Source organism: Cellulosimicrobium sp. EB106-03-01-XG111 (assembly GCF_058792115.1).
In genome coordinates this window covers 89,498-108,640 of record NZ_JBYTEQ010000010.1, presented here as the reverse complement: position 1 = coordinate 108,640, position 19,143 = coordinate 89,498, and the positions used below count along the sequence as shown (strand labels likewise).

17 protein-coding genes are annotated in these 19,143 nt (G+C 75.3%); 6 read left to right on the top strand and 11 right to left on the bottom strand.

Features of this window, described 5'->3' with window-relative positions:
* Positions 1-59: 59 nt before the first annotated feature.
* The gene (locus AC3WT4_RS10875; RefSeq protein WP_492315435.1) at positions 60-1,502 is read right to left on the bottom strand and encodes a phosphomannomutase/phosphoglucomutase; all 1,443 of its coding nucleotides are present in this window, start codon (positions 1,500-1,502) and stop codon (positions 60-62) included.
* 37 nt (positions 1,503-1,539) lie between these two features.
* Positions 1,540-1,893 (bottom strand): DUF3499 domain-containing protein, encoded by a 354-nt coding sequence (locus AC3WT4_RS10870; RefSeq protein WP_009863301.1) that lies wholly within the window; start codon positions 1,891-1,893, stop codon positions 1,540-1,542.
* A 146-nt stretch (positions 1,894-2,039) separates the two neighbouring features.
* On the opposite strand from AC3WT4_RS10870, the gene AC3WT4_RS10865 reads away from it, so the two are divergent.
* Entirely contained in the window at positions 2,040-2,618 is a 579-nt protein-coding gene (locus tag AC3WT4_RS10865) for a metallopeptidase family protein (RefSeq protein WP_083385144.1), read from the top strand.
* Between the two features lie 7 nt (positions 2,619-2,625).
* On the opposite strand, the gene AC3WT4_RS10860 is transcribed toward AC3WT4_RS10865, so the two are convergent.
* The 3 genes from AC3WT4_RS10860 to AC3WT4_RS10850 form a co-directional block, all read right to left on the bottom strand.
* Positions 2,626-4,377 (bottom strand): DUF5719 family protein, encoded by a 1,752-nt coding sequence (locus AC3WT4_RS10860; RefSeq protein ID WP_108050135.1) that lies wholly within the window; start codon positions 4,375-4,377, stop codon positions 2,626-2,628.
* 5 nt (positions 4,378-4,382) lie between these two features.
* Positions 4,383-7,748 carry a glycosyltransferase gene (locus AC3WT4_RS10855; RefSeq protein ID WP_083385145.1) on the bottom strand — a complete coding sequence of 1,122 codons (3,366 nt, stop codon included), beginning with the start codon at positions 7,746-7,748 and terminating at the stop codon, positions 4,383-4,385.
* 83 nt (positions 7,749-7,831) lie between these two features.
* Positions 7,832-8,161 carry a WhiB family transcriptional regulator gene (locus AC3WT4_RS10850; protein ID WP_021482334.1) on the bottom strand — a complete coding sequence of 110 codons (330 nt, stop codon included), beginning with the start codon at positions 8,159-8,161 and terminating at the stop codon, positions 7,832-7,834.
* 178 nt (positions 8,162-8,339) lie between these two features.
* On the opposite strand from AC3WT4_RS10850, the gene AC3WT4_RS10845 reads away from it, so the two are divergent.
* Together AC3WT4_RS10845 and AC3WT4_RS10840 are read left to right on the top strand one after the other, a co-directional pair.
* On the top strand, positions 8,340-9,122 hold the full coding sequence (locus tag AC3WT4_RS10845; protein WP_108047918.1) for a TIGR03089 family protein: 783 nt from the start codon (positions 8,340-8,342) through the stop codon (positions 9,120-9,122).
* Positions 9,123-9,248: 126 nt separating this feature from the next.
* Positions 9,249-9,911: a class I SAM-dependent methyltransferase gene (locus AC3WT4_RS10840; RefSeq protein WP_083385146.1), complete on the top strand. Its 663-nt coding sequence runs from the start codon at positions 9,249-9,251 to the stop codon at positions 9,909-9,911.
* Between the two features lie 11 nt (positions 9,912-9,922).
* On the opposite strand, the gene AC3WT4_RS10835 is transcribed toward AC3WT4_RS10840, so the two are convergent.
* Entirely contained in the window at positions 9,923-11,137 is a 1,215-nt protein-coding gene (locus tag AC3WT4_RS10835; RefSeq protein WP_074807648.1) for a M15 family metallopeptidase, read from the bottom strand.
* Positions 11,138-11,227: 90 nt separating this feature from the next.
* Between AC3WT4_RS10835 and rfbA the strand changes: the two genes are divergently transcribed.
* Positions 11,228-12,091 (top strand): glucose-1-phosphate thymidylyltransferase RfbA, encoded by an 864-nt coding sequence (gene rfbA, locus AC3WT4_RS10830; RefSeq protein WP_108047916.1) that lies wholly within the window; start codon positions 11,228-11,230, stop codon positions 12,089-12,091.
* 13 nt (positions 12,092-12,104) lie between these two features.
* On the opposite strand, the gene rfbD is transcribed toward rfbA, so the two are convergent.
* Complete coding sequence (gene rfbD, locus AC3WT4_RS10825) at positions 12,105-12,962, bottom strand: dTDP-4-dehydrorhamnose reductase (protein ID WP_074807655.1); 858 nt, start codon at positions 12,960-12,962, stop codon at positions 12,105-12,107.
* A 112-nt stretch (positions 12,963-13,074) separates the two neighbouring features.
* Here rfbD and AC3WT4_RS10820 point away from each other — a divergent pair, with 112 nt between their 5' ends.
* The gene (locus AC3WT4_RS10820) at positions 13,075-13,707 is read left to right on the top strand and encodes a dTDP-4-dehydrorhamnose 3,5-epimerase family protein (protein ID WP_074807658.1); all 633 of its coding nucleotides are present in this window, start codon (positions 13,075-13,077) and stop codon (positions 13,705-13,707) included.
* A gap of 12 nt (positions 13,708-13,719) precedes the next feature.
* Here AC3WT4_RS10820 and AC3WT4_RS10815 read toward each other — a convergent pair whose 3' ends face one another.
* A complete protein-coding gene (locus AC3WT4_RS10815; RefSeq protein WP_074807661.1) occupies positions 13,720-14,112 on the bottom strand; it encodes a DUF2304 domain-containing protein in 393 nt (130 codons plus the stop codon).
* The gene (locus tag AC3WT4_RS10810; protein ID WP_074807664.1) at positions 14,109-14,852 is read right to left on the bottom strand and encodes a glycosyltransferase family 2 protein; all 744 of its coding nucleotides are present in this window, start codon (positions 14,850-14,852) and stop codon (positions 14,109-14,111) included. Before AC3WT4_RS10810 ends, AC3WT4_RS10815 begins: the two co-directional genes overlap by 4 nt.
* Positions 14,853-14,969: 117 nt before the next feature.
* Here AC3WT4_RS10810 and AC3WT4_RS10805 point away from each other — a divergent pair, with 117 nt between their 5' ends.
* A complete protein-coding gene (locus tag AC3WT4_RS10805; protein ID WP_074807667.1) occupies positions 14,970-15,851 on the top strand; it encodes a glycosyltransferase family 2 protein in 882 nt (293 codons plus the stop codon).
* A 9-nt stretch (positions 15,852-15,860) separates the two neighbouring features.
* On the opposite strand, the gene AC3WT4_RS10800 is transcribed toward AC3WT4_RS10805, so the two are convergent.
* Together AC3WT4_RS10800 and AC3WT4_RS10795 are read right to left on the bottom strand one after the other, a co-directional pair.
* The gene (locus AC3WT4_RS10800) at positions 15,861-17,153 is read right to left on the bottom strand and encodes a hypothetical protein (RefSeq protein ID WP_492315434.1); all 1,293 of its coding nucleotides are present in this window, start codon (positions 17,151-17,153) and stop codon (positions 15,861-15,863) included.
* Complete coding sequence (locus AC3WT4_RS10795) at positions 17,150-19,039, bottom strand: DUF7657 domain-containing protein (protein ID WP_400112632.1); 1,890 nt, start codon at positions 19,037-19,039, stop codon at positions 17,150-17,152. The genes AC3WT4_RS10800 and AC3WT4_RS10795 overlap by 4 nt, the downstream gene beginning before the upstream one ends.
* Positions 19,040-19,143 lie beyond the last annotated feature (104 nt).

Below are 19,143 nucleotides of genomic sequence, written 5' to 3'. Positions count from 1 at the left end.
GTGTTCCTCTCAGCGGTTGTACAGGGTGCGCTGAGAGTAGCGGTCGGCCGGGCGTTCCCCTAACGCGTTTCGCGCACGAGCGACAGGACGTCGTCGCGCACCTTCTCCATGATGTCCTCGTCCGCGGCCTCGACGTTGAGCCGCAGGAGCGGCTCGGTGTTGGACGCCCGCAGGTTGAACCACCACTGCGGGTGGGAGCCCCAGTGCGAGACCGTCAGGCCGTCGAGCTCGTCGACCACGACCGGACCCGCACCCTGCTGCGTCACGTACGCCTCGACGACACGCTCCCGGGCCGCCGGGACGTCCGCCACGGTCGAGTTGATCTCCCCCGAGGCGACGTAGGGCTCGTACATCTCCGCGAGGTCGGACAGCGCGTGCGGCTGCGACCCGAGCGCGGCGAGGACGTGCATCGCCGCCAGCATCCCGGTGTCCGCGAAGAAGAAGTCGCGGAAGTAGTAGTGGGCGCTGTGCTCGCCCCCGAACACCGCGTCGTGCTCGGCCATCTGCGCCTTGATGAACGAGTGGCCCACACGCGTGCGGACCGTGTGCGCTCCGGCGGCGCCGAGGAAGTCGGGGACGGCGCGCGAGGTGATGAGGTTGTGGATCACCGTAGGGGTGCGCCCGGCCTCGAGCTCCTTCGCGACCTCGCGCAGGCCGACCAGCGCCGTGACGGCGGACGGGGAGACCGGCTCGCCGCGCTCGTCCACGACGAAGCAGCGGTCGGCGTCGCCGTCGAACGCGAGCCCGAGGTCGGCACCGTGCTCGACCACGGCCGCCTGCAGGTCCACGAGGTTCTTCGGGTCCAGCGGGTTCGCCTCGTGGTTCGGGAACGTCCCGTCGAGCTCGAAGTAGAGCGGGACGACGTCGAGCGGCAGGGCCGGCAGGCCTGCGCCCGTGCCCAGCACGGCCGGGACGGTGTGCCCGCCCATCCCGTTGCCCGCATCGACGACGACCTTGAGCGGGCGGATGCCCGACAGGTCGACGAGGCCGCGCAGGAACGCCGCGTACTCCGCGAGCATGTCGCGGTCCGTGAGGGTCCCGGGCTCCTCGACCGCGGGCGGCAGGCCGTCGTCCAGGTACCCCTCCGCGAGGGTCCGCACGTCGATCAGGCCCGTGTCCTGCCCGACCGGGCGCGCGCCCGCGCGGCACAGCTTGATGCCGTTGTAGACGGCAGGGTTGTGGCTCGCGGTGAACATGGCCCCGGGGACACCGAGGACCCCGGACGCGTGGTAGAGGCCGTCGGTGGAGCACAGCCCGATGCGCGTCACGTCCACCCCCGCGGCCGTGAGCCCCGCGGCGAACGCGTCGACGAGCTCCGGTCCCGAGTCGCGCATGTCGTGACCGAGCACGACGCTCGGCCGCGAGCCGGCCGGGGTCTCCGGCAGCACGACGGCCTGCGCGAACGCGGCGCCGACGGCCCGTGCCACCTCCGGGTTGAGCTGGTCCGGGACGGTGCCGCGGACGTCGTAGGCCTTGATGAGGTGGGAGAGGTCGGTGCTCACGCGGCCACCCTACCGACGTGGGGCGCCGCGGGCGGGGTCAGTCGGCCTCGGCGCGCAGGACCCGCAGGTGCCCGCGTCGCCCGACCTCGGTGACGTCCGGCGGCTCCGGCTCGGTCCGGACCTTGCCCGCCTCGCGGACGGCGTCGGCGAGCGCCGACAGGTCGTCGTCGCTGGGCCCGGTCTCGACGAACTGCGGCGACAGGCGCACGACCTCCCAGCCGCGCGGGGCGGTGAGCCGCTCCGCGTGCTCGGCGCACAGGTCGTAGCTGTGCGGCTCGGCGAGGTGCGCGAGCGGGCCCAGGACCGCCGTGGAGTCGGCGTAGACGTAGGTGAGGGTCGCGACGGCGGCACGGACGCACGCCGTGCGCGAGCACTGCCTGACGGATCTCACGGCCTGACCTTACGCCTTCCGGAGGCGTCGTGGAGACGCCACACGCCGTCCACGCCCCGCACCGGGCCGTGGCTGGTCGCGGCCGGGTTCGCGGCAGAGCGCTCCGAGCCCCGGTGCGCCGGGCGACGGCCGACTAGAGTCGTGGTGTGCGTGGCAACTCTCCGTCCCCCGGCTCGCGCCCCGACCCGGCCGGCGCAGGGCGCCGGGCCCGTGACCGCTGGTCGCGACGCAGCGCCGTCACCCCTCCCCCGGTCTCGTTCGACGAGCTCGTCATCCCGCCGCGCGCCCCCGGGCCGGGCGGCCACGGCCCGGTGCCGCGACGCCGCGACCGCCGGGGACGCGGCATCCGGGGCCCCCTCCTGCCGCCGACCGCGCCCGCGAGCCGCACGCGCGCGGAGAAGTTCGACGACGTCGTGCTCGACGTCGTGGAGCGCGTGCAGCGCTCGTGGGCGAAGCAGCTGCGCGGGACGGAGTTCGCGGTGGAGGACGTGCCGCCGTCGGACCCGGCGCCCTGGGAGGACGGCGGCGTGCCGCTCGGCCGGTGCTTCCCCGCCGAGTCGGGCCAGCCCGCGCGCGTCGTGGTCTACCGCCGGCCCGTCGAGGCGCGCGCGTTCGACGCCGAGGACCTCGAGGACCTCGTCCGCGACGTGCTCGTCGAGCAGGTCGCGCACCTGCTGGCGCGCACCCCCGAGGAGATCGACCCGCGCTACACGGGCGACCGCTGACCGGCGCCTAGCGTCCGAGCCCGGCCGTGTCCGACGCCCGGACCGCGACCTCGTGCGCGGCCGGGGCGTCCGTGACGGGCAGGAGCACCGAGAAGAGGCTCGGCGCACCGTCGCCGTCGTCGCCGCTCGGCGAGCCTGCGCTCGCCGTGAGCGACCAGACGGGGAGCAGGCCGCCGCCGTCGCCGACGACGTCGACCGTCACCGCCGCGGGGACGGCCTCGGACCACTCCGGCCGGACCGTCGCGGGGTCGAGCGTCTGCGTCGTGCCCGCACGGAGGGTCAGGGTCGTCGTGCCCGCCTCCGTCCCGCTCTCGTCGTAGACGCGGACGAGGAGCTCGAGCGAGCCCGCGGGCTCCTCCCCGTCCTCGTCGGCACGTGCCGCGGGGACGGCCGCGAGCGTGAGCGCCGAGGACGTGCCCGGGACGAGGGCCACCTGTCCGGCCCGGGACGCGGCGTCCGCGGGGCCGGTGCTCTCGTCGGCGCGCTCCGTGTCCTCCACGGGCGGCAGCGGTCGCGCGGCGACCCAGGCGCGGTCGTACTGCCGCTCCTCGTGGAGCAGGTCGGGGTCCGGTTCCCCGCGCCGGTCGACGGACGCGCCGCCGACGACGGGGACGTCGGCGTGCACGGAGACCGCGTACGCGCCCGCGGGCAGGCCGCCGAGCGAGAGGTCCGTCACGACGCCGGGCGTGATCTCGACCTCCTCGGCCCCGCGCAGCGGGACGGCGCCGTCCTCGCCGTAGACGGTGACACGCGCGGTCCCGGCCTCGTCGCCCGGGGCGAGCAGGCGCAGCTGCGGCGCGTGCGGGTCGTCGACCGCCTCGCCGACGCTCGCGACACCGGCCAGCGCGAGGTCCGTCGTCGGCTCGGCGCCCGGGACCACGTGGTCGACGCCGAGCGGCACGAGCCCGTCGAGCGTCGAGTGCTGCAGGTACGCCGACACCAGGCCGCCCGACGCGGCGACGTGCACGACCAGGCGGCGCTGCTCGGGGGCCGCCGCCTCGACCAGCGTCACGACCTCCTCGCCCGGTCCGACGAGCTGCTGCCCGCCGCCGGAGAGCACGACCTCGCCCCCCTGGCCCCAGACGCGGACCTGGACGACGGCGGGCGTGAGACCGGGGTTCTGGAGCACGAGCTGGGAGCTGCTGCCGATCTCCGTGCTCCCGCCGACGAGCCACTGGCTGATGCCGGGCCGCGAGCAGCTCGCCGCGGCGAGGCCGCGCAGGTCACCCTCCGTCGTCACGGAGCCGACGGACGCGGCCACGCGCGGGGAGGCGTCCGGACCGGGACGCACCGCCAGGACGGTGCCGTGCTCCGGGTTCTCGACGTCGCCCACGGTGACGTCGGCGCCCTGCCCGGGCGCGAGCTCCTGCTCCTCGGGGTCGCCGCCGTCGAGCACGCCGAGCCCGGCGGTCCCGGCGCCCTCGACGAGGGCGCGCAGCCGGCTGGACGTGCCGACCGGGGCGGGGCCGAACTGCGCGTCGCCCACCGTCTCCGGGTCCGTGAGGCGTGCCGGGCCCGGGCAGACCGAGACCTCCTGGGCGAGCTCGACCGTGACCTCCTCGACCGCGTCGGCCGGGGTCGGGGCCGCGGGCAGGAGCGCTGCACCCGTGCTCCCGAGCACGACGACCGCGCCGACCGCGAGGACGCCGACCAGACCGGCCCCCGTCGTCGTGACACGGCGCACCACCGCCCGGGTGCGCCCGGGGCGCGCACCCGTCTCCCGAGCCTCGTCGGGGCTCGTCCCGTTCGTCGTCGACACCGTTCCTACCTCGTTCCCGCGCGACGGCGCCGGACCGGCACCGCGAGCAGCACGTAGACGACCAGGGTCACGCCCGCCACCGCCATCCAGCCGGACCGGTGGTCCGCGGCGTGGTACACCTCGAGCCGCCCGGCGTCAGCTCCGAGGGCGAAAGCCTGCAGCCCGCCGGTCGTCGCCGGGTCGACCGCCTCCAGCGGGCGGCCGTCGAGCGTCGCGCGCCACCCGGACGACGCGTCCTCCGCGAGGACGACCTGCCGGTCCTCGGGCCCCTCGGGCACCGTCGTGACGACGGGCCGCAGCGCCTCGCGGTCCGCGGCGAGCGGCGCCACGTCCGCCCCGGACTCGACCCGCGCCCACGACGGCTCGCCTCCGGGGGGTGCGACGCGCCAGACCAGCGCCGACCGGCCCTCCGTCATGCGCTCGAGCCCGGGCACCATGTCGAGCCGGGCGACGAGCTCGGCCCGCGCCTGGTCCTCCGGCGCGGACGCGGGCAGCAGCACGGCCCCGACGCCGAGGCGCCCGAGCCCGGCGGCGGCGTCGGCCGACGTGCCGGCGACGAGCTCCGCGACGAGCCGGGGCAGCTCCCCCTCGGTGACCGCGGGGTCGGCCGCCTGCCACGCGTGCACGACGACCGAGGAGTCGACCGCCTGCGGGCCGTCCGAGCGCAGCGCCGCGTACTCGGCGACCCCGTCGGGGCCGAGCTCGAGCGTGAGCACGCGCGCCTGGCGCGGCGACGACTGCATCTGGCGACCGACCGGCGGCACCACCGGCTCGGTCGTGGCCACGACCGCACCGACGCGGGCGTCGTCACGGTCGAGCACGCCCACGGTCCACGACGTCGCGGCCCCCAGCGGGAGCAGCGTGACGACCAGGGCGAGCGCGACCGCGGCGCCCGAGCGCCAGGCCGGGGCCCCGGCACCGGGCCACCGCGGGACACCCACGAGCGCGGCGCCGAGGAGCGCGAGGAGAGCGAGCGACAGACCGGCCCCGGGCCAGCCCGTGACCGGGGCGTCGGGCGTCGTCCCGGCGGCCACCACGGTCGACCCGGCGAGGACGGCCGCGGCCAGCCCGAGCGCCGCGACGAACCACGCCCCCACAGCCAGACGGCGGCCGCGCAGCACCGCGAGCACGGCGAGCACCACGACGACCGCACCGGCGGCGAACGGGGCCCAGCGCGCCAGGAGGTCGGCGGCTCCGCCCCCGTCGAGCCCGAACCACGCCTCGGGCGCGGTCGGCAGCCCCAGGAGCTGCTGCCACGGCGCGGCCGGCGTCGCCGCGACCGGTGCTCCCGGGTCGGCGAGCAGCAGCCGCCACCCGCCGTCGCCCGCCGTGCGGGCCACGTGGACGAGGAACGGGGCGAAGAGCACGAGGGCCGGCACCGGGACGAGCGCGAGGTAGCGGCGGTGCGCCCGGGCCCCGAGCGCCACGACGACGAGCACGACCACGCCGACGGGCAGGAGCACGGGCGCCCCCGCGACGGCGACCGCGAACAGCAGGCCCGCGGTGGCGGCGGCGGCGAGCGAGCCCGGCTCGCGGCGCGCGGCGCGGCGGACGACGTCCTGCGTCGGGGGCGCGACGACGTCGAGCCGCTGGAGCCCGAGCGCGCGGACGACCGCGAGCGCGAGCCACGGGAGCGTGGCGTGCACGAGGACGGCGCCGACCCGGCCGGCGCCCACGGCCGTGAGGAGCGCGGGGGCGGCCACCCAGACGAGGGTCGCCCAGGCGCGGAGCGGCACGGAGCGCGTGACCGCGCCCGCGGCGAACCACGCGCCCAGGCCCGCGGCGAGGAAGCACGCGGGGACGAGCAGGTTCACGGCGGTCTGCGTGGCGCCCCCGGCGAGGAGCGACGCCGGGACGAGGGCGGACACGAACGGGTCCGCCGGCGCGGGCGCACCGAGCCCCGTGGTGACCCAGCCCGTCGTCGCCGCGCGCCACACGTCCCCGAGCGTCCCGGTGGCCGGGAGCAGCGAGCCGCCGACGAGCCGGCCGCCCGCGAGGAGGGCCCCCGCCAACGGCCCGAAGACGACGGCGGTGAAGCCCGTCAGCACGACGACGGCCCCGGCGAGCCCCGCCCGACGCCGCACCGCGAGGGCGCGGAGCTCGCGCCGCTCGATGTCGGTGGGCGCCCACGCGGTGCGCCGCTGCTCGGCGCGCGCGAGCCGCCGGTCGCGCCGCTCGGCGAGCACCTCGCGCCACGTGCCGCGCAGCGGGCGCAGCGCCCGGCGCGGGAGCCGCCGGGTCCGCCGTGCCACGCGACGCGCCCGGACGACCGGACCGACCCGCACGAGCGCCCACAGCGGCGCGAGCAGCTCGTCCCGGGCCTGCCCGGGCTGCTTGACGAGCAGCCGGAACGCGGCGTGGAAGGGCGCGCCGACGACCATCGCGAGCGCGACGAACGGGAGCCACGGTGCCGCGACGCCGACGAGCCGCGCATGGAGCTGGGAGTGGCGGCGCGCGGCCGACGACGCGTCGGGGTCCGGGGCGGGGAGCGCCGTGGTCCCGCGCCGGCGCTCGCGCAGCCCGAGCAGGGAGGCCTGCGCGTGCCGCACCACGGCCGACGGGACGACGACGACCCGGTGCCCCGCGAGGCGCGCCCGCCGGCACAGGTCCAGACCGTCGCCGAACGGGCCGAGCTCGGGGTCGGTCCCGCCGAGCTCCTGCCACACGGTCCGCCGGACGAGCGCCCCGGCCAGCCCGACGGCGAGCACGTCCTCCCGCGCGTCGTGCTGCCCCTGGTCGACCTCGTCCTCGTCGATGCCGGTCAGGCGGCGCCCCAGCGGGGTCGTGGTCACGCCCACCTCGACGAGGCGGCTGACCGTGCCCGGCTCGAACGGCGCCGCGGGCTGCGCGTCGGTGCCGGGCACCCAGCGCTCCTGCTTGGGGCCGGCCACCGCGACCGCGCTCGAGTGCTCGACGGCGCGCAGCAGCTCGGCGAGCGCGTCGGGCGCGGGTGCCGAGTCGTCGTGCAGGAGCCAGAGCCACGTGCCCGGCTCGACGTTCGCGAGCGCCGTGTCGACCGCGTCGCCGAACGACCGGGCGCGCGGGGCCGCGACGAACCGCGCGTCCCCGAGCTGCAGACCCTGGTGCTCGCTGCTCGCGTCGCCGGTCGCGGCATCGACGACGACGACCTCGTGGGGGCTCGTCGTCTGGGCGCGCAGCGCCGCCAGCGTGTGGGCGAGGAACGGGGTGCGGCCGCGCGTCACGACGACCGCCGTGACCGTGGTCACGACGGGCAGCGCGCCCGTCACGGCGGCGACGATCCCGGGTGCCGCGACGACGCCCGGCACGGCGGCGGCGCGCGCGGCGGCTCCCGGCGTGACGTCGCCGGGACGGGCGCTGCGCGCGGACGTGGTGAGGTCGGAGGAAGTCATGTCCCGTCGATCATGCGACGGACACGGCTCCAGGCGCGGCATTTGCGCGCCCCGGTGTGGCGGGTGTCGGCGACGCCCGGGTGTCAGACGACGCGGCGCTTGAGCTTGCGGCGCTCCCGCTCGGACAGCCCGCCCCAGATGCCGAAGCGCTCGTCGTGCTCGAGCGCGTACTCGAGGCACTCCGCGCGGACCTCGCAGCCCGTGCAGACCTTCTTCGCCTCGCGCGTGGACCCGCCCTTCTCCGGGAAGAAGGCCTCCGGGTCCGTCTGGGCGCACAGCGCGCGCTCCTGCCACCCCATGAGCGAGTCGTCGACCGGCTCACCGAAGAGCGGCAGCACCGGTGCCACGCGCTCCACCTCTCGCTCAGCGTCGGAGGGGAAGACCCCGCCCGTCCCGTCCAGCATGTTCCACATTGCTCGCCCCTTCATGCCGTTCGCCGGGCCTCGAGCGAGAACCAGGCAGGAAACTGCATTGAAGAAATTACACGCGTGTCATCCGCGGGCGTCAAGCCGAAATGTGATAGCCCCGCGGAGGCGCGGGGTGAAATCACCACATCTCGGGTGTCGATATCAGCACCCTAGGGTGGTGTCCATGGTGCCCGCTCCCCACGCCCCCGCCCCTCGCGGCGACCGTCCCGCCCACGTCGCTGACCTGCTCCGACTCGTCACGCGCGACCCCGGTCGGCCCCGGCTCACGTGGTACGGGGACGACGGCGAGCGGGTCGAGCTCTCCGGCGCGGTGCTCGAGAACTGGGTCAACAAGACCACGAACCTGCTCGTCGAGGAATTCGACGCCGGTCCCGGAACGAGGGTCGTTCTCGATCTCCCGGTGCATTGGCGCACCGTCGTCTGGGCGTTGGCTGCGTGGCGCGTGGGAGCCACCGTCGTCCTGGTCGGCGAGAATGCCACCGACCCGGCCACCACGCACGCCGACGTGGTCGTCACCCACCGCCCCGACGTGTGGACGGGTTCCGGCGCGGAGCTCGTCGCCGTGGCTCTCCCCGCCCTGGCGCGCCGGTTCGACGCCACGCTGCCCCCCGGGGCGATCGACGCCGCCTCGGCGGTCATGACGTACGGCGACCAGGTGGGCTGGGCCCCGGAGCCGGTCGACGGGTCCCCCGCGACGGACGACGGGCGCGAGACCCACGGCGAGCTCGTCGCGCGCGCGGTCGAGGACCTGGCGAGCGCGGGCGGCGACCTCGCGACGCCGCGTCGCTGGCTGCTCCAGGGCAGGACCGTCGCGGGCGTGCTCCGCACCGCGGTGGGGGTCTGGTCCACCGACGGCTCGCTCGTGCTGACGACCGCGGCCGCCGGCACGGACCTCGCTGGGCTGCGCGCCTCGGAGCGCGTCGACGGCGCGCCGCTCGAGGCCTGACCCTCCGCGGCTCGTCGACGGACCGGCCGTCATCTGTTGCCATCCGGCACCGGAGCGGCGAGGCTCGGGGGGTTCGCGGTCGTCGTACGCCCGCGAGCGCGACCCCACGAGGCCCGAAGGAGCACCATGGCAGGTCCGGAGACCGACGGCCCTGCACGGGACGAGCCGGCGGACGGCACCCGGCCTCGTCGCGTGGAGGACACCACGTCGCCCGAGTACGCGCAGCGGCTCGAAGAGCTCGAGGGCGCCCGCTGGAAGCGGTTGCTCGACGTGCAGGCCCCGTACCGGTGGAACCTGCGCCGCCTGCTCGGCACGCGCCGGACGCTCGACGTGGGCTGCGGGATCGGCCGGAACCTCCGCCACCTCGCCCCCGGGAGCGTCGGCGTGGACCACAACCCGAGCTCTGTGGACTTCTGCCGCGCGCGAGGGCTCGAGGCGTACCTGCCCGACGAGCTCGAGTCCCGCACGTCCGCGGACCAGCAAGGTTTCGACGGCGTCCTCGTCGCCCACGTGCTCGAGCACCTCGAGCCCGGCTCCCAGGAGTCGTTCCTGCGCCACTACCTCCGGTTCGCGGCACGCGGGGCCCGGGTCGTCGTCATCTGCCCGCAGGAGCGGGGCTTCGCGAGCGACGCCTCGCACACGGACTTCGTCGACGGCGACCGGATCGTCGCGACGTGCCGTGCCCTGGGCCTGCGGGTGACCGGGTCACGGTCCTTCCCGCTGCCTCGCGCCGCGGGCCGTCTCTTCACGTACAACGAGTTCGTCGTCACGGCCACCGTCCCGGGCTGACGCCGGCGCGCTCACCCCGTGTACTCGAAGTGCCAGTACTCCGGGTTGGAGCCGTCCGCCCAGGCCCACCGCGGCGCCACCCAGCCGTACGTCGGGGCGTTGGCGCGCAACCACGCGTAGGACGGCGAGCCGAACCCGTGACCGGCGCCCTCGGGGGTGTCGATCGCGAGACCCCAGCCGTGGTTGGACGTCCCGGGGACGGCCGCCACGGTCCCCAGCGTCATCCGGAGGTACACCTGCGTCGCGTAGGTGCGGTACCCGTAGTCCACGGCGAGCGGTCGACCGAACTGCCGCGTGTACGCGACGTTCAGCCGTTCGAGCGCACGTGCGGCGTCGCACCGCAGCAGCACCCCCGGCGACCAGGCGATCCCGCAGAGGGTCGCCGGGTCCAGGCGTCCGTTCCGGCCGGCGTACGGGACGGGCGACCCGGCGGCCTGCCACTCCGCGAACGAGACGTAGCGCGAGACGGTCGGCCCCGAGTACCGGATCCCGGGGCCCGTGAAGTCCTTCTCGAAGATGTCGCCGGGGAACCGGGGCGCGACGCGAGGAGTCGGGGCACCCTCGGCGAGCCAGGTCGCGTACGAGACCGGCGCCCCCTGCCCGTACCGCAGGTCGCGCACGCGGGCGACGGACCCGTCCCACGACAGGCGGACGAAGCCCTCGTTCGCGCGGACCGTGGCGGGCGGGCGCCCGGCGAGGCTCCACTCGGACCACGTGAGCTTGTGGATCGACGCGTCCTCCCCGCGCAGGAAGAGCTCGTCCGACGTCTCCCAGCGGTACACGGAGCTCCCGGGGATCCAGCCTGCGAGCTGTGCCGCCGGACGTCCCGCGTCCACCCAGCCCGCGTAGGACAACCGCTCCCACTCCGCCCCGTCCGGCCAAGAGGTGACGCCGTAGAGCGTGGACGACCACGCGTACCGGAAGTACGCGGTGGGCGACGGACCCGGGGTGGGCGACCCGGCGTCCCGCCACTCGGCGTAGCCGATCGCCCGGTGCGAGGTGGCCGTGACCGCGTAGATCGTGGGGCTGAACGGCTTCTTCACGTACGCCACCGCCGCGGCCTGCTCGACGGCGTGCGGGGCCGTCGCACCGGTCGCGTGCGCCGCGGGGGCCATCGGCGCCCCGAGCGCCAGGACGACCCCCACGGCGATGACGGCGCGCCGCAGCCGGCGCGGGCGCCGGGGGGCACGGAAGGGTCGCGGCGCTCCGGCCGGGGACTCGAGCATGACTTCTCCTGCGGTCGGACGACGACGTCCGGCCCATCGTGCCCCGGGCGCCCCCGACCGGCATCCGCGGGCCGTGAGAGGATCGCGGGCATGCGCGGAATCATTCTTGCCGGCGGCTCCGGGACGCGTCTGCACCCGATCACCCTCGGCGTGAGCAAGCAGCTCGTGCCGGTCTACGACAAGCCGATGATCTACTACCCGCTCTCGACGCTTATCCTCGCGGGGATCCGCGAGGTGCTCGTCATCACGACGCCGCACGACGCGGACCAGTTCCGCCGCCTCCTCGGCGACGGTTCGCAGTTCGGCATCTCGATCGAGTACACGGTGCAGCCCGAGCCGAACGGGCTCGCCCAGGCGTTCGTCCTCGGCGAGGAGTTCGTGGGCGACGACGCGGTGGCCCTCGTCCTGGGCGACAACATCTTCTACGGCCCCGGCCTGGGCTCCCAGCTCGTGCGCTTCGGCGACATCGACGGCGGCGCCGTGTTCGCCTACCGCGTCTCGGACCCGACCGCCTACGGCGTCGTCGAGTTCGACGACGACGGCAAGGCGCTGTCGCTCGAGGAGAAGCCCACCGCACCCAGGTCGAGCTACGCGGTCCCCGGCCTGTACTTCTACGACAACGACGTCGTCGAGATCGCCAAGAGCCTGCGGCCCTCCGCGCGGGGCGAGTACGAGATCACCGACGTCAACCGCGAGTACCTGCGCCAGGGGCGCCTGCAGGTCGAGGTCCTGCCGCGGGGCACGGCGTGGCTCGACACGGGCACCTTCGACTCCCTCCTCGAGGCGTCGGACTACGTCCGCACGATCGAGAACCGACAGGGGCTCAAGATCGGCTCCCCCGAGGAGGTCGCCTGGCGTCGTGGCTTCCTCGACGACGAGGGCCTGCGCTCCCGGGCCCAGGCCCTCGTGAAGTCGGGCTACGGCTCCTACCTGCTGAGCCTGCTCGACGAGTGACGCGCCGCGGTCGTCAGCCGACGACCGCGGCGGCCGCCGTCGCCCACCGCTCGTCCCAGGGCCCGATCGGCTCGACCCCGGCGGCGCGCAGCGCGTCGTGCCCCAGCACCGACCAGGACGGCCGCGGTGCCGGTCGCGCGAACGCCGCGCTCGTCGTGGGCGTGACCGCGGCCGGGTCGAGCCCGGCGGACGCGACGGCGGCACGCGCGAACCCGAACCACGTCGTCGCGCCGCTCGACGTGCCGTGGTACACCCCGCCCGGGGCGTCGGCGTCGACGAGCCGCACGATCAGGTCGGCCAGGTCGGCCGTCCACGTCGGCTGACCCCGCTGGTCGTCCACGACGGACACCGCGCCGCGCTCGCGGACGAGCCGCACCATCGTGGCGGCGAAGTTCGGGCCGCCCGCGCCGTACAGCCAGGCCGTGCGCACGACGAGGTTGCGCCCGTCGGCCGCGAGGACCGCCCACTCCCCCGCCGCCTTCGTGCGGCCGTACGCGGAGAGAGGGAGCACCGGCGCGTCCTCCGCGTAGGGAGCCGTGCCGTCGCCGGCGAAGACGTAGTCGGTGGAGACCTGGACCACCCGCGCCCCGTGCTCCCGCGCGGCGCGCGCGACGTTGGCCGCACCCACCGCGTTGACGGCGAAGGCCGCCGGCTCGCGCTCCTCGGCGTCGTCGACGGCCGTCCAGGCGGCGCAGTTGACGACGACGTCGGCCCCCGCGACCACCTGACGGCACGCCTCGGGGTCGGTCACGTCCAGGTCGTCCCGGCCCACGCTCCGCACGGGGCGCCCGGCGGCCTCGAGCGTGGAGACCACGTCCTGACCGAGCATCCCGCTCGCACCGGTCACCAGCCACCGGAGGCCATCCGCCATCGATCTCTCCTTCGTCGTCCGTGCCGGGCCAGGTACGACCCGTCCGCAGGTGAGGATATCCGGCGCACGAAGGCGGGTAGTGTGGCCGGGCCCCCCAGCAGAAGGAGACCCGATGGACGTCCGCGCACTCTCGATCGACGGAGCGTGGGAGCTCACGCCCCGGCAGCACGGCGACGACCGTGGCGTGTTCCTGGAGTGGTTCAAGGCCACCGAGCTCGAGGAGGCCACGGGTCGGTCGCTCGACCTCCGGCAGGCCAACATGTCGGTCTCGGCGCGGGGGACCCTCCGCGGCGTCCACTTCGCGGACGTGCCGCCGAGCCAGGCGAAGTACGTGACGTGCCCGCGGGGTGCCGTCCTGGACGTCGTCGTCGACGTCCGCGTCGGCTCGCCCACGTTCGGCCGTTGGGAGGCCGTGCTGCTCGACGACGTCGACCGGCGCGCCGTCTTCCTGTCCGAGGGCCTCGGCCACGCCTTCCTCGCCCTCGAGGACGACTCGGTCGTCACCTATCTCTGCTCCGCGCCCTACGCCCCGGGTCGGGAGCACGGCATCCACCCGCTCGACGACACCGTCGCGATCGAGTGGCCGACGCAGGGCCGGGACGGGCAGCCCCTGGAGTACCAGCTGTCGGCCAAGGACGCCGCGGCGCCGTCGCTCACCGACGCCGCGTCCGCCGGCCTCCTGCCCACGTTCGAGGCGGCGACGGCGTTCGTCTCAGGGCTCGGGGTCCGGCCTCCGCAGGCGTGACGCGGGGGCGGGTCAGCCCTCCTCCGGCGAGTCACCGGCCCGGTCGCCCGCGACCGCGTCGGTGCGCTCGCGCAGCTCCCCGACCTCGTGCCGCAGGAGCGCGATCTCCTCGGTGAGGGTGCGGTTCCGGTCCTCGATCGCCGTGAGGCTCACGCTCAGCTGGATGCACACCAGGAGCAGGACGACGAGCCCGAGCACGAACACGAGGTTGATGGGGGTCGCGACCCCGACGAGGCGCGCCACCGCGAACGACAGCCCCGGGAAGACGACGAGCACCACGACGGCCAGCGCCAGGACGATCCAGATCCCGGCGTACTTCTCGCTCACGCGGCGACGTCGCAGCAGGAAGAGCATGGAGACGACGAGGACGACGGCGACGAGGGCCGCGAAGAGGTAGGCGGTCACGCGAGGGGCTCCGGCTCCAGGGGTTCGGTCGGTCGGGTGAGCGCCACGACGAGGGCGACCACGGCACGCAGGAGGAACGCCGCGGCACGGACCGGGCCGTGCGAGGGTGTCCCGCCGGCCCGCGGGCGCATCTCGACGCCCTGCTGCTCGATGCGCAGCCCGGCCCGGGTGGCGATGACGATCGCCTCCACGGTGTCGCCCAGGTACTCGGCCGGGTAGTTGGACGCGAACAGGCGGATCGCGCGCCGGTTGCTCGCCTTGAAGCCCGAGGTCGTGTCCGTCAGGCGCGTGCGCGTCACCCGGGACAGGACTCCGGAGAGGAGGCGCATCGACCAGCGGCGCGGCCCCCGCGCGGTATAGGTGCCGACCCCGGCGAACCGCGCCCCGATGACGAGGTCCGCGCCCGTCTCCTCCATCCGACGCAGCAGCGACGCGACCTCGCGCGGGTCGTGCTGGCCGTCGGCGTCGAGCTGGACCGCGGTCTCGTACCCCCGGCGCAGGGCGAACTTGTAGCCCGCCCGCATCGCGCCGCCGACGCCGAGGTTGGCGGGAAGGTCGAGGACCTCCACGCCGCAGCGCGCGGCGACCAGGGCGGTGTGGTCGGAGGAGCCGTCGTTCACGACGACGACGTCGGCTTCCGGGAGCACCTCCCGCACCTCGCGGAGGACGGCGGGGAGCGCCTCCTGCTCGTTCCACGCGGGGATGATCAGCAGCAGGCCGCGTGGAGAAGGCGAAGGCATGAGAGGGAGTCTATCGACCTCGGTGCGCTGGCGCGGACGCTCCGCGAGCGGGTACGGTCCGGTCCGTCGCGCCTCGGCACCGACCGGCGCGTCCCCGTCCCTCCCGAAGGAGCTCCCGTGCAGATCGACGTCGTCATCCCGTACTGGGGGGACCCCGCGCTCCTGGAGGAGGCCGTCGAGTCGGTGCTCGCGCAGACGTCGCCGGACTGGACCCTGCTCGTCATCGACGACGCCTACCCCGACCCCACGGCAGCCGCCTACGTGCGCGGGATCGACGACCCTCGCGTGACCTACCGCCGCAACGAGGAGAACGTCGGGCTCATCGAGAACTTCCGACGCGCCGTGCGCTCCGCGACGTCGGAGTACGTCGTCGTGATGGGCTCCGACGACGTCCTCGGCCCCGACTACGTCGCGACGGTGCTCGAGGCGGCCCGCCGCTACCCCGACGTCGACATCCTCCAGCCCGGTGTGCAGGTCATCGACGCCTCGTCGCGGCCCCACCGTCCGCTCGCCGACCGGGTCAAGAGCCTGATGCGCGCGCGGTGGGAGCGGCGGACCGGGCCGTTCGCGGGCGAGCCCCTCGCCGCCTCGCTGCTCCACGGCGACTGGCTCTACTGGCCGTCGCTGGCCTTCCGGACGGCGACGGTCCAGCAGGTCGACTTCCGTGACGAGTACCGGATCATCCTGGACCTGGCCCTGATCGTCGACCTCCTGGACCGCGGGGCGACCCTCGCTCTCGTCCCCGCCGAGGTCTTCTCCTACCGGCGGCACGCGGAGAGCGTCTCCTCCGACTTCCGCAGCGGCGAACGCTTCCGCGGGGAGCGGCGCTACTTCGACGAGACGGCTCGGCACCTCGCGTCGCGCGGCTGGCACCGAGCCGCGCGGGCCTCGCGCCTGCACCTCACCTCGCGGGTGCACGCGCTGACGCTCCTGCCGGGGGCCGTCCGCGCGCGGGACGGCCGCTTCGTCCGCGAGCTGCTGCGCCACGCGTTCCGGTAGCCCGCGCGCTCAGTCCTCGCTCGGCCGCCGGACGAGCGCGCCACGGAGCGCGACGAGGTGCACGACCAGCCCGCAGTAGGGGCCGACCAGCAGCGCGGTGACGACCCGCGCGGTCATGTCGAGACCGCTCACCAGGACCGCGAGGGAGACCGCGAGCGCGACGAGCCAGCCGGCCACGAACACGCCGTGCCGCTTGAGCGCCTGGCAGAGCGCACCGCTGATGGTCAGGAGCGCCGTCCCGGCGGACGCGAAGGTCATCGCCGCGAGCTCGAGCCCGCCCACGCGGTAGTCGGCACCGAACAGCACCTGCATGAGCGTGGGGCCGACGAGGAACGCGAGAGCTCCTCCGACGACCCCGGCGAGGAGGAGCGCTCCGGTCACCCGGAGGAACAGACGGCCCGCCCCGTTCCTCTCCCGGACGAAGTGGGCCACGATGACGCTCTGGAACGACGTCAGCGGCACCATGATCGGCGCGCGGGTCAGGGAGATGGCGAGCATGAGCGGCGCGGCGGTCGCGTAGACGGCCGGCGACGTCGTGAGCGAGGTGAGGACGGGGAAGCCGACGAGGAGCACGGCGCTGGCGCCCGAGGCGACGGCCGCCACGGCGGCACGGCCCAGGAACGCCCGGGTCCGCGCGTCGACCCGCGCCCGCAGTGCGGCACGCGACGCCGGGGAGAGCGCGAGCATCAGGACCCACGCGGCGGCCGCCGCCCCGGCCGCCGCGGCGAGCGCGACCACGCCGGACAACCAGAGGCTCACGACCGCCACGACGGCGACGCGCCCCAGCGCCTCGAGCGCGATGACCCCGGCGTACGCGTCCCAGCCGCCACGTCCCGACAGCGCTCCCAGGAGCGACGCCTCGACGGCGTACGCGGACGCGGACAGGGCGACCACGAACGCCAGGGACACGTGGCCCGGACCGAACACCGCACCGCCCCACAGGCCGGCGGTCGACGCCAGGACGACGAGGACGGTCGCGGCGACGATCGCGGCGGTCACCGCGACCCGGGGCGCCCGGGCGCGGGGTGCGTCGTCGAGCGTCGCCTGGGCGACCCCGCGGGCCGTCTCGGTCCCGACCCCGGTGAGCACGCCGTACGTGGTGAAGAGCGCGGCCCAGAACGTCACGAAGAGCGCGTTCTCCTCGAGCGTCAGGGATCGCGCCGCGATCGCGAGCACCACGTAGCCGGCCAGCGCCCCGGCTGCGGACGCCGCCGTGATGCGCGCGCTCGAGCGGCGTCCGAGGGCACCGGGCACCGTGCCCCGGTCGGCTCGGGGCGGGACGGTGGTCGCGTCGTCGCTCACGCCGCGTCGTCCCGCACGACGTCGTACACCGTGAAGTCGGCGCCCGCCCAGCGCAGCGACGTGTCGCGCTCGAGGCACGGGACGTCGAGGTCCTGGGCCGAGACGACCTTCGAGAGCTCGGGGAACGTGTCCGCGAGGACGCACGGGTCCGTGCGCACCCACGTCTGGTCGAACCCGTCCGTCGCGACCTCCGTCTCACGACCCGGGACGAGCTCGAAGCCGAGGTACCCGCCGCCGCGGTTCCACGCCTCCTCGTACTCCCGCTCGGGGTCGATCCGCAGCCACTCGTCCTCGACCGGCCCGGACCTCTGCAGCCCCGAGAGAGCCGGGACACCGTTGGCGAGCATGACCGGTCCGAGGACGCTCGCGTCGCTCACCCAGAGGGTCCCGTCCGCCCGCGCGCGCTCCCCCTCCTCGGCGAGGTAGTCGGCGGTCGCGGAACCACGGAGGTCGCCGAGCCCGACGAGCAGCGGGTTGGCGCGGTACACGGGCAGCGCCGCGAGGAGGACCGCCACGCCGATCGCCCACCAGCGGTCCGGGAACCGCACCACGAGGGCCGCGACCGCCGCGACACCGAGACCGGCACCGACGATGGTCAGCGCGTTCGCCTGGGGCAGGAACGTCTCGCGCAGGAGCGAGACGGCGTACACGGTGACCGCACCGGCGACCGCACCGACGACGAGCGCCGTCGAGAGCTCCGAGCGTGGCAGCCGGGACAGCGCGAGGCACACGAGCAGCACGCCGAGGATGCCGACCACCTGCGCGGCGCGCGGCGCGGGCACGCTGCTGAAGATCGGGATGCGCGACCCCGCCCCGTACAGGGACACGGTGGCCCAGGCGAGCCACACGGCGGAGAACGCCGCGAGGGTCCACACCTCGGGACCGACAGCGCGCAGCCGGAGGGTCCGCTGCGCCACCAGCAGGACCACGAGCACGACGAAGGCCACCGTGAAGGAGGTCGAGAGCTCGCTCGCGTTGGTCCCCGTGGGATCGCCGGACTGGAGCGGGCCGAGCCCCGGGGCCCCGAACAGCATCGAGAAGGGCTGCGCCTCCGGACCGGACCGCCGGGCGCCGGGGTAGACGGTGTCGAGCAGGGCCGCGAGGCTGTCGCGGTACTCCCAGAGCGTGCCGAGACCGAAGACGACCGCGGTCCCGCCCGTGATGCCCGTGGTCAGGAGCCGTGGCGCCCAGGACCCCGGACGCGTGAGGACCCAGAGCGTGGTCGCGACGAGCAGGGGCAGCCCGAGGACGATGGACCAGGGCACGTAGAACGAGGGCATGCCCGCGATCAGGACCCCGCCCAGCACCGCCTGCACCACGGGCACGACACGACCGCCCCGCGCGAAGCGGTGGTAGGCGCAGGCCATCAGGGCGCACCCCGCCGCCGTGTAGGCGAACGCCCGCACCGGGATCAGCGACCACCAGGCGACCGCGGGCGACAGCACGGTGAGGAAGGCGGCCAGCCACCCGAGCCGCCGCGAGTGGCCGAGCGCCTGGAACCACACCGGAAGCGCCAGCAGCAGGAGCACGACGGGCATCCACCACCGCAGCGCGAACACCGTCGCGTCCGGGAGCACCCCGGCCGCCTTGAGGACCGTCGCGTCGAAGAACGTCACCGTCGAGAAGAAGCCGCCCGAGGAGTACCGCTGGACGAGACCGGCGTCGGCACCCAGCGGGCTGAGGGTCGGCTCGCCGTGGGTCGTCATGATCGACAGGTCGATCGGCGTGTTCGCGTTGTACTCGTCGGACCGGATGGCGCGCGGCGTCCCGACCTGGCTGACGTCCTCGCTCGAGCCCTCCTGCGTGAGGTGGCCGATGCCTGCCGACGACGTGGTCACGCCCGCGAGGACGAGGCCGGCGAAGAGCGCGAGCACCACCACGACCATCCACCGGTCTTCCCGGACCAGCCATCGCGCTGCACGACCAGTGTCCGGAAGTCGACTCATGGGAACGGCTCAGCTCCTCGTGGGCAGAAGGTGGGCGGAAGGTG

Bases quoted from the DNA above. Each gene is read 5' to 3' on its own strand.
- AC3WT4_RS10855 (WP_083385145.1), bottom strand. From the start codon at position 7,748: ATGACTTCCTCCGACCTCACCACGTCCGCGCGCAGCGCCCGTCCCGGC.
- AC3WT4_RS10850 (WP_021482334.1), bottom strand. From the start codon at position 8,161: ATGTGGAACATGCTGGACGGGACGGGCGGGGTCTTCCCCTCCGACGCT.
- AC3WT4_RS10845 (WP_108047918.1), top strand. From the start codon at position 8,340: ATGGTGCCCGCTCCCCACGCCCCCGCCCCTCGCGGCGACCGTCCCGCC.
- AC3WT4_RS10840 (WP_083385146.1), top strand. From the start codon at position 9,249: ATGGCAGGTCCGGAGACCGACGGCCCTGCACGGGACGAGCCGGCGGAC.
- AC3WT4_RS10835 (WP_074807648.1), bottom strand. From the start codon at position 11,137: ATGCTCGAGTCCCCGGCCGGAGCGCCGCGACCCTTCCGTGCCCCCCGG.
- rfbA (WP_108047916.1), top strand. From the start codon at position 11,228: ATGCGCGGAATCATTCTTGCCGGCGGCTCCGGGACGCGTCTGCACCCG.
- rfbD (WP_074807655.1), bottom strand. From the start codon at position 12,962: ATGGCGGATGGCCTCCGGTGGCTGGTGACCGGTGCGAGCGGGATGCTC.
- AC3WT4_RS10820 (WP_074807658.1), top strand. From the start codon at position 13,075: ATGGACGTCCGCGCACTCTCGATCGACGGAGCGTGGGAGCTCACGCCC.
- AC3WT4_RS10810 (WP_074807664.1), bottom strand. From the start codon at position 14,852: ATGCCTTCGCCTTCTCCACGCGGCCTGCTGCTGATCATCCCCGCGTGG.
- AC3WT4_RS10795 (WP_400112632.1), bottom strand. From the start codon at position 19,039: ATGGTCGTGGTGGTGCTCGCGCTCTTCGCCGGCCTCGTCCTCGCGGGC.